This window comes from Rhizorhapis sp. SPR117, assembly GCF_021742065.1.
Window position 1 is genome coordinate 1 of sequence record NZ_JAKKIE010000103.1, and the last position, 7,337, is coordinate 7,337.

A 7,337-nucleotide genomic window follows, 5' to 3' on the forward strand; every position below is an offset into this window, starting at 1 on the left:
GGACCGGCATTCCCACAGAAACGGCTTCAGCCCCTCCACTTGATCCTACCGGCATCAGCCGGTCAGTCATTCAGCTTCACACCATCTGATCTAAGATTAACCGCCGGAAAAAAGGTGGTGCTGCATTTTGCCAATCAGGGTTCGGGTGGGCATAATTTTTCCGCCCCCGATTTTTTCGCTGCCGCCACTATTGATCCCACCAGTGCGCGATTGGTTGTCAAGGGAAAGGTGGAGTTGAAAAAAGGGACCAGCGCGGACGTCATCCTGACACCAAAGGCCGGACATTATAGCGTGAAATGCACGCATTTCCTGCATAGCGGCTTTGGTATGAAAGGTGAGATCGTCGTCGAATAGCCGGCTTTCTCGCCGCTTGCGCGGCATCATTGTTTCGTCCATCTTCCTCCCCACAAACACAGTGGAACCATGCCTGATGGACCGTTTTTTTACGCGATTTGCACGAGATGTGGCGATGCTGGCGGGGCAGCCCCAGGCATTTATGCTGGCGATCCTGATCATCCTGGGCTGGGGTATAAGCGGTCCCGTTTTCGGTTGGTCGGATACCTGGCAGTTGGTCATCAATACCGGCACGACCATTGTCACATTCCTGATGGTGTTCTTGATTCAGAATGCCCAGAATCGCGATGCGAGTGCTATCCAGGCGAAGCTCGACGAACTGATCCGCGCGCTCGAACCGGCGCGGAACGAGTTTATCGGTATTGAGCATTTGACGGAAACTGAACTGGAGGAAATCCGCAATATGCTGGAGAAAACCTATGGCGAGGGCAGCTTTCGCCATGGTGTGGTGCAGCGGCTGATCAAACGCCGCTGATCACGAACTCTGGAACATCGGGTGGATACGCCGCCGTTATGCTTTCTGTTCGGCAAACCCATGCATGCGTCGCGACCATTGGAAAGCAATGACTGCTCCTTTGGCGGGCTGAATCAACAACAGGGCAAGAATTGCCGTTAAAGTGGGCCAGAGCACCATCTGTGTGACAATGGCGAGGCTGAACAGCAGATTTACTTCAATCATGGTCGGCACGAGGATGTGACCCAACAGCAGGATGACCAGATAAGCGGGGAAATCATCCGCCTGATGACCCTGCCAGCTTTGCCCACAATGTTCGCAATGATCCACGGGCTTCAGAAAGCGCGCAAAGAGCGGTGATTGCCCGCAGGCGGGGCAACGTCCGCGTAGCGCGAGAGTAAGCCGTGGCAGAAATGGTCGATCGGCGATTTCAGACATGTCCTTGTCATAGGGCAGTCCGAAAGATATATCAACCACCTGTAGTGATGTCTTAAACATCAAGGTCGATAAATAATGGTAACATCTGGCCAGCTTCGCGCTGCCCGCGCACTTCTTGGAATCGATCAGCGCGCCCTGGCGGCATTGGTCGGCATATCGCTGCCGACGGTGCAGAGGATGGAGGCATCGGATGGTATTGTCCGGGGCAATGTCGATACATTGATGAAGGTCATCGAAGGGCTCCGTGAAGCCGGAATAGAATTGATTGGCGATAATGCGCCAAGCACGGACGGCGGTCGGGGCGTCCGCCTGCTTTCCGCGGAGGGCAGTGCACATGCCGATCTTTGAAAGCTGGCTTGATCGTGCGGGCCGGGGCGACAGTCACGTCCTGGATGACCGCGAAGCCTATTCCGCATCGCCCTCGCATGAGCGTTTCCTACCAAAATTGGCAACCGTGATGGCCGAGGGCTATGGCTGGACACGGTTCCGGGCGGATTTTCTGGCGGGAATTACTGTCGCGGTGGTGGCGCTTCCGTTGGCCATGGCATTGGGCATCGCAAGTGGCGCATCGCCCGACAAAGGGCTGGTGACGGCTGTTGTCGCAGGATTGCTGATTTCTCTGCTCGGCGGATCGCGGGTGCAGATTGGCGGACCGACCGGCGCTTTCGTGGTTGTCGTGTTCGGCGTGATTGCCAAACATGGCTATGATGGCCTGGTGCTGGCTACGTTGTTGGCAGGAATCATACTGATCGTGGCGGGCTATTCACGTCTTGGTGGATTGGTGCGTTTTGTCCCGGCACCTGTGGTAACGGGCTTTACTGCCGGTATCGCCATCATCATTGCGACCAGTCAGGTCATGGATATTGCTGGCCTTTCGATCCCCGATGTTTCCGCCGATTTCCTGCCCCGCTGGCAGGCCTATATCGGCTCTGCCGGGACATTTGATGGCGTCACTCTGGCCGTGGGGCTTGGGTGCCTCGTGGTCCTGCTGCTGTTGCGGCGGTTTGCGCCAAAGCTTCCTGCCTATCTGATTGTGATTATCTTGTCGGCGCTTGTGGTGCGATTTTGGGGACTGGATATAGCCACCATCGGTTCACGCTTTCCTGATTTGCCTTCGGGACTGCCGAAACCAGCGTTGCCCGATTTTGGTATGGGGAAGGTTGTTGAGGTATTGCCTGCTGCCTTCACAATCGCCTTTCTTGCCGGGATCGAAGCATTGCTTTCGGCAGTCGTGGCGGACGGCATGACCGGCTATCGGCATCGCTCCAATCAGGAACTGGTAGCGCAGGGCGTTGCAAATATGGGGTCAGCCTTATTTGGCGGATTGCCCGCCACCGGCGCCATCGCCCGAACCGCAACTAATGTGCGTAGTGGCGGGACGAGCCCGGTTTCCGGCATAATCCATTCTGCTGCATTGCTGCTTTTCGTCCTGTTTGCCAGCGACCTGATGAAGCTGGTGCCGATGGCGACTCTTGCTGCAGTGCTGCTGATGGTCGCATGGGGTATGAGCGAGGCAGGACGCTTCATCAGCCTGTTGCGAATTTCGGCGGATGACCGCGCGGTGTTGCTTATCACTTTCGGCCTGACGGTGCTGGTCGACCTGACAGTTGCCATTGGTGTTGGCGTGACGCTCGCCTCGCTCATGTTCATGGCGCGTATGGCCCGTACCGTTCAGATCGGCGCTGTGTCTGACAATCTGGGTGAGGAGCCGGGACAGCGCGATGCCTTGCCCGAAGGCGTGGAGGTGTTTCGCATCGCAGGGCCGTTCTTCTTTGGCGTCGCGGGAGAGCTGGTCGAGGTATTGAAACGTATTGCCCGTCCGCCCCGTGCCATCATCCTGCGCATGGAGGATGTGCCATTCCTTGATTCAAGCGGCCTTGTCGCCCTTGCGGAACTGCGCCGCCAATGCGCCCGCCTCAACAGTGCGGTTATTTTGTGCATGCCGGATCAGAGCATCATTGATCGGTTGGCGCACATCCAAGCCCATGGACCTGCTGCTCCGCTTCACCTGGCAGCCGATTTTGCGCAGGCGTTGGAAAAGGCAAGAACGCTATAAGACCGTAGTATTATAATGATGCCAGGCCATGATTGCCGCCGCGCCGCGATGGGGTCGCCATGCTTCGGCGACCTCTCGAATCGTTTTTTCGCTGGGCCGTTCAGGCAGGCCCAATATGCGTCCTACCTCTATCTGAACGGCAAGGTCGCCTGCTGGCCAGATGTCGTGACGCCCCTCGGCGAACAAAAGGTAAATTTCGGCTGACCAGCGTCCGATTCCCTTGACCGCCACCAGTGCTGCAATCGCCTCTTCATCCTCTTCCGGCAGGGAATGGAGGTCAAGGGCGCCAGAAAGCACCAGTTCTGCCAGACTGCGCGCATAGCCCTGTTTCTGCCGCGAAAGACCGCAAGCACGTAATGCATCGAAATCGCTCGCCAGAAGTCGGTCAGCTGCGCAGCCTTCCCCCAGAAGGGCTTCCAACCTGCTCCATACCGCGGCGGCGGCCTTTACGCTGACCTGTTGGCCGACAATCGTGCGCAACAGCGTTTCATAGCCGCGCGGACGGATTCGTGGTTCGGGATAGCCTACACGGGCGAGGGCTGCACCAAATCCCGGCTCGACAGCGGCCAGTGCATCCATTGATGCGCGTAATTGTTCCTGATTTAATCCCATTTGCGTCCTGCTCCGGTCGCTTTGGCTTGATTTATGTGCGCTGGCCCCTAATAGCGGCTTTGAGAAATTTGAGGAGGGCATAAATGCCGAAGTTGGTTGTTGTTACCCGGGATGGCGAAGAAAAGACAGTCGATGGGGACAGCGGTCTGTCGGTGATGGAGGTCATCCGCGATAGTGGTTTTGATGAGTTGCTTGCCCTGTGCGGCGGATGCTGTTCCTGCGCCACGTGTCACGTCCATGTCGATCCGGCTTTCGCGGACAAGCTGCCCGCAATGAGCGAGGACGAAAATGACCTGCTCGACAGTTCCGACCATCGCAATGAATATTCGCGTCTGTCGTGCCAGATCAATATGGATGATTCTCTGGACGGCCTGAAAGTCATCATCGCCCCGGAAGATTAAGGCTGCTGCTACATTGCAGAAACGAAGAGCGGCGGTTTCGCCGCTCTTTTTATGGCCGTGTGATTTCCACCAAGGGCGACCTTTGGAAAATCACTTTCCTGGCAGTGTAGTCAGTTTCAAAACCGCCATGGGTTCATCCTTGGTCAGTGGCGTGACGGTCCACACGATCTTGCGGCCATCGGGCACCGCGACCACGCCATTTTCATTGTTCTGGCTGATGATTTCAGCATTGGTGGTAAGAGTGAAAGTGCCATTGAGCGCATTTTCAGACGGGCTGGGTGGTCCCATTCCGCCCATTCCACCCTTTTTGTCATCATTGGCAAAGCCCGGCGCCTTGACGCGCACCACATCACGTCCGCACAATTCGACAGCAATGAAGGGAAAGACGATTTCCGCATCGATATTGAAGGGATAGACAAAGCTGTGGTCCAGCGTGCCGTGGACTTCATAATCGATCAGAAATTTATTACCGCCGACATATTGCACGGATTTATAACCGGCTTCCTTCGACAGCGCCTCAGCCATGGCCTTCATCTTTGTTTCAGTGTCTGCCGTATCGTCGGAGCCGTCGGCATTTGTGCCATCACTGCTTGAATCATCCTCCGGTGAAAAGGCAATCGGCATGAACGAACTGTCAGATGGTTTTACATCATCCCAGCTTTCGTCCTGCACATCTGGCGTTCCCATGCCCTTGCCCATTTCCTTGGCCATGTCGAGCGCGATGACTTCCCCCTTATAGGTGAAGGTGAAGCTGCGATCGGCACGGATGTCCAAGGTTGAATCGAACTTGCCCGGCGTGAGCAGGCAGGCGCTTAAAAGCAGGGCCATGCACAGAGTAAAAGTGGTTCGGACGACATGTTGCATGGCCATTCCCCCTTTATGGGCCCGATCAGCGATTGGCCGTCGCGTAAAGGGCTATTGCGGCGGCATTGGACACGTTGAGGCTTTCCATCCGCGGACTGATCGGCAGTTTAGCCAATATATCGCAATGCGCCATGCTGTTGTGACGAAGGCCATCACCTTCCGCACCCAGGACCAGCGCAACCTTGGACGTGCCGATTGCCTTGTCCAGCAATGTATCTGCCTCTCCATCAAGACCAATACGCCAGTAGCCGGCGTCGGCAATCTCGTCGAGCGCGCGGGCGAGGTTCACGACGCGGACCCAGGGCACGATTTCCAATGCGCCACTGGCCGCGCGGGCAATGGTGCCGGATTCTGGCGGTGCGTGCCTGTCTTGTGTGACAATGCCCAGTGCATCAAAGGCAGCGGCAGATCGCAAAATTGCGCCGATATTATGCGGATCGGTCACTTGATCGAGAACCAGGATGGGCCGCATGTCGTCCCGACCCTGCTCCAATATATCGCCCAGCCAGATGTCCTCCAGCGGTTCCACTTCGGCAACGATCCCTTGATGGGGCGCATCGCCCGGCACCATCCGGCCAAGATCGGCGACGTCCGAATAGACGATCGGCAGCACAGGCGGCAGTTCCAACGCCGTCAGCGCCTCTCGCGTACCCCAGATTTTGCGCACCACCCGATCAGGGTTGGCAAGCGCGGCGATAACCGCATGGCGACCCCAGAAGCGGGGGAAGCCGCCCTTGGGTTTGCCGGTTCGATGTCCTCTTTTCATAATCCACGCCTTTTCCACGGACCGGCATTGACAGGCAAGCCTCCATTCGCCAAAGACGCGCCTCCTACGGACTTTTTTTACAAAAGTCTGCATGGCTTCCATGGACAGGTGGCCGAGTGGTTAATGGCAGCAGACTGTAAATCTGCCCGCGAGAGCGTACGCTGGTTCGAATCCAGCCCTGTCCACCAGCAGCCCATCCGGGGGCGTTCGCCGAAATCCCTAGAAATCCCGAAAAACCTAGAGTATAATCCCGCTACCGTCCGCTCGTGGCCGTTGCTGTTTACCTGCAACCGGAGCGTAGTGTGGGGGTAATGTGGGGGTAAATCGGTTTACCCCCACACATTGACCTCTCGATGTGGGGGAGGAAAGTGTGTGGGTAAGATGATGGGCAAGCTCACGGCGATTGCGGTCAAGGCGGCTTTGGCGAAACCCGGCACCTATCAGGACGGGGAGGGGCTGTTCCTAAAAGTGGACAAGCGCGGCGGTGCTTACTGGCTCTTGCGTTTGCAGCGCGACGCTGCTAAAGGTGCTGCGGGATATAGCGGAGGCAATCCATTCGTTTTTGGGAAAGGCGTTCTGGCTCCTGACGCCCAACTTGCCGACGGACACTGCATAGCGCAGCGTCTGCGCCCTTGAGGAACACTAATAGCGACAAACGACGGAGAGCCCGATGGCAGATCTCAGCTATACGACAGTCGGATCGAATAGGCTCCCGGAGGCCAAAGGGTTCTATGATGCGCTTCTCGGCTCTATTGGCATGACGGCGCTGTTCGAACATCCGTCGGGTGGCCGGATTTACGGGAAGGCGGGAAAGCTGTCGTTCGGCGTCTTGGGACCGTTTGACGGGCAGCCTGCGACAGTCGGGAACGGCAGCATGTCAGGATTTAGTTTCGACTCTGGCGAGGAGGTGGCTGCGTTCCACGCGAAAGCAATCGAACTCGGTGGGACTGACGATGGCGCCCCAGGTGAACGTGCTCCGAAGATGCATTTCGCCTACTTTCGCGATTTGGACGGTAACAAGCTCTGCGGCTTTAGTGTCGGCTGATCGGCACTAACCTGCCGTAACTCGTTTAGTGGGCCGCGGCGCAAGCTGCCTGGCCGTAAGCGTCCCACGAACGACGCACCAGGCTTTCCGGCTGCGTTTTCCGGCCGGAACCTTCTGAGCACGCGGACAGGCGGCTTCGTGCCGTTCAGAAACGACGATGCAAGGCCGTCGCCCGAGGTCCTGCATGACGTGCTTCGCCAGAAATGCGAATTCAAGAAGATCGCCGTTCCCACGCTCGCCAATCTTGAGCCGCATCGCCAGGAACTCATGGGGTGTTGATTACCGCTGAGAGTTGACCCGGGAGGGATATAAATTTCCGTCGAGAACTGACCCATGTTTGAACCACC

The 7,337-nt window shown here is 57.1% G+C and carries 12 protein-coding genes and 1 tRNA gene; 9 read left to right on the top strand and 4 right to left on the bottom strand.

Translation table 11 applies throughout. The annotated features are described in order from the left end of the window. The coding region (locus L3X40_RS20245) for a plastocyanin/azurin family copper-binding protein (protein ID WP_237367197.1) at nucleotides 1–354 on the top strand (354 nt) is incomplete at its 5' end. A gap of 76 nt (nucleotides 355–430) precedes the next feature. Then, nucleotides 431–829 (top strand): low affinity iron permease family protein, encoded by a 399-nt coding sequence (locus L3X40_RS20250; protein ID WP_237367198.1) that lies wholly within the window; start codon nucleotides 431–433, stop codon nucleotides 827–829. 36 nt (nucleotides 830–865) lie between these two features. On the opposite strand, the gene L3X40_RS20255 is transcribed toward L3X40_RS20250, so the two are convergent. Beyond that, nucleotides 866–1,246 carry a DUF983 domain-containing protein gene (locus L3X40_RS20255; protein WP_237367199.1) on the bottom strand — a complete coding sequence of 127 codons (381 nt, stop codon included), beginning with the start codon at nucleotides 1,244–1,246 and terminating at the stop codon, nucleotides 866–868. Between the two features lie 75 nt (nucleotides 1,247–1,321). On the opposite strand from L3X40_RS20255, the gene L3X40_RS20260 reads away from it, so the two are divergent. Together L3X40_RS20260 and L3X40_RS20265 are read left to right on the top strand one after the other, a co-directional pair. Further along, a complete protein-coding gene (locus tag L3X40_RS20260; RefSeq protein ID WP_237367200.1) occupies nucleotides 1,322–1,594 on the top strand; it encodes a helix-turn-helix domain-containing protein in 273 nt (90 codons plus the stop codon). Then, nucleotides 1,581–3,302 carry a SulP family inorganic anion transporter gene (locus L3X40_RS20265; RefSeq protein ID WP_237367201.1) on the top strand — a complete coding sequence of 574 codons (1,722 nt, stop codon included), beginning with the start codon at nucleotides 1,581–1,583 and terminating at the stop codon, nucleotides 3,300–3,302. Before L3X40_RS20260 ends, L3X40_RS20265 begins: the two co-directional genes overlap by 14 nt. Here L3X40_RS20265 and L3X40_RS20270 read toward each other — a convergent pair. Beyond that, a complete protein-coding gene (locus L3X40_RS20270; protein ID WP_237367202.1) occupies nucleotides 3,297–3,914 on the bottom strand; it encodes a DNA-3-methyladenine glycosylase family protein in 618 nt (205 codons plus the stop codon). The two genes, L3X40_RS20265 and L3X40_RS20270, sit on opposite strands and share 6 nt — an antisense overlap. 83 nt (nucleotides 3,915–3,997) lie before the next feature. On the opposite strand from L3X40_RS20270, the gene L3X40_RS20275 reads away from it, so the two are divergent. Further along, a complete protein-coding gene (locus tag L3X40_RS20275; protein WP_237367203.1) occupies nucleotides 3,998–4,315 on the top strand; it encodes a 2Fe-2S iron-sulfur cluster-binding protein in 318 nt (105 codons plus the stop codon). Nucleotides 4,316–4,405: 90 nt separating this feature from the next. Here the strand turns inward: L3X40_RS20275 and L3X40_RS20280 are convergent, their stop codons facing one another. Both L3X40_RS20280 and rlmB read right to left on the bottom strand, forming a co-directional pair. After that, on the bottom strand, nucleotides 4,406–5,179 hold the full coding sequence (locus tag L3X40_RS20280) for a hypothetical protein (RefSeq protein WP_237367204.1): 774 nt from the start codon (nucleotides 5,177–5,179) through the stop codon (nucleotides 4,406–4,408). A 25-nt stretch (nucleotides 5,180–5,204) separates the two neighbouring features. Beyond that, entirely contained in the window at nucleotides 5,205–5,945 is a 741-nt protein-coding gene (gene rlmB, locus L3X40_RS20285; RefSeq protein ID WP_237367205.1) for a 23S rRNA (guanosine(2251)-2'-O)-methyltransferase RlmB, read from the bottom strand. Between the two features lie 102 nt (nucleotides 5,946–6,047). Between rlmB and L3X40_RS20290 the strand changes: the two genes are divergently transcribed. The 4 genes from L3X40_RS20290 to L3X40_RS20305 all read left to right on the top strand — a co-directional run bounded on the left by L3X40_RS20290 (nucleotide 6,048) and on the right by L3X40_RS20305 (nucleotide 7,269). Further along, a tRNA-Tyr gene (locus tag L3X40_RS20290) sits at nucleotides 6,048–6,133 on the top strand. 193 nt (nucleotides 6,134–6,326) lie between these two features. Then, nucleotides 6,327–6,581: an integrase arm-type DNA-binding domain-containing protein gene (locus L3X40_RS22600; RefSeq protein ID WP_445177224.1), complete on the top strand. Its 255-nt coding sequence runs from the start codon at nucleotides 6,327–6,329 to the stop codon at nucleotides 6,579–6,581. A gap of 34 nt (nucleotides 6,582–6,615) precedes the next feature. Next, the gene (locus tag L3X40_RS20300; protein WP_237367207.1) at nucleotides 6,616–6,990 is read left to right on the top strand and encodes a VOC family protein; all 375 of its coding nucleotides are present in this window, start codon (nucleotides 6,616–6,618) and stop codon (nucleotides 6,988–6,990) included. Between the two features lie 138 nt (nucleotides 6,991–7,128). Beyond that, nucleotides 7,129–7,269 carry a hypothetical protein gene (locus L3X40_RS20305; RefSeq protein ID WP_237367208.1) on the top strand — a complete coding sequence of 47 codons (141 nt, stop codon included), beginning with the start codon at nucleotides 7,129–7,131 and terminating at the stop codon, nucleotides 7,267–7,269. Nucleotides 7,270–7,337: the final 68 nt, after the last annotated feature.

Bases quoted from the DNA above. Each gene is read 5' to 3' on its own strand.
- L3X40_RS20250 (WP_237367198.1), top strand. From the start codon at position 431: ATGGACCGTTTTTTTACGCGATTTGCACGAGATGTGGCGATGCTGGCG.
- L3X40_RS20255 (WP_237367199.1), bottom strand. From the start codon at position 1,246: ATGTCTGAAATCGCCGATCGACCATTTCTGCCACGGCTTACTCTCGCG.
- L3X40_RS20260 (WP_237367200.1), top strand. From the start codon at position 1,322: ATGGTAACATCTGGCCAGCTTCGCGCTGCCCGCGCACTTCTTGGAATC.
- L3X40_RS20265 (WP_237367201.1), top strand. From the start codon at position 1,581: ATGCCGATCTTTGAAAGCTGGCTTGATCGTGCGGGCCGGGGCGACAGT.
- L3X40_RS20270 (WP_237367202.1), bottom strand. From the start codon at position 3,914: ATGGGATTAAATCAGGAACAATTACGCGCATCAATGGATGCACTGGCC.
- L3X40_RS20275 (WP_237367203.1), top strand. From the start codon at position 3,998: ATGCCGAAGTTGGTTGTTGTTACCCGGGATGGCGAAGAAAAGACAGTC.
- L3X40_RS20280 (WP_237367204.1), bottom strand. From the start codon at position 5,179: ATGCAACATGTCGTCCGAACCACTTTTACTCTGTGCATGGCCCTGCTT.
- rlmB (WP_237367205.1), bottom strand. From the start codon at position 5,945: ATGAAAAGAGGACATCGAACCGGCAAACCCAAGGGCGGCTTCCCCCGC.
- L3X40_RS22600 (WP_445177224.1), top strand. From the start codon at position 6,327: ATGATGGGCAAGCTCACGGCGATTGCGGTCAAGGCGGCTTTGGCGAAA.
- L3X40_RS20300 (WP_237367207.1), top strand. From the start codon at position 6,616: ATGGCAGATCTCAGCTATACGACAGTCGGATCGAATAGGCTCCCGGAG.